1 pseudogene is annotated in these 241 nt (G+C 53.1%); it reads right to left on the bottom strand.

Features of this window, described 5'->3' with window-relative positions:
- Window positions 1-36: 36 nt before the first annotated feature.
- Window positions 37-241 (bottom strand): annotated as a pseudogene (locus KVT27_RS25940) (rhamnulokinase); the annotation flags it as partial.

Below are 241 nucleotides of genomic sequence, written 5' to 3'. Positions count from 1 at the left end.
AATTCTTCTCTCACGTGCTGCTCAGACATCGTTCTTTCAACTCCTTGCTGAATGGTTGGCAATGACTTGCTTAAAGGTATGATAGGCTTCCTGCCACTGATCTTCATCCTTGGACGCATACCGGTCAGGCGGGAAAGAATCTCGCACGGCCTGACGGATTTGATCGAGCGAAGCGACCTCTCCTTGCGCTTTGACCTGCATCATGATATTGCCGATGGCGGTCGCCTCGACAGGTGCGGCG

Source organism: Lysinibacillus sp. GbtcB16, assembly GCF_019091145.1.
GTDB classification, from domain to species: Bacteria; Bacillota; Bacilli; order Bacillales_A; family Planococcaceae; genus Lysinibacillus; species Lysinibacillus fusiformis.
Note: the sequence above shows the minus strand (reverse complement) of the source record. Positions and strands in the feature narration are given on the sequence as shown.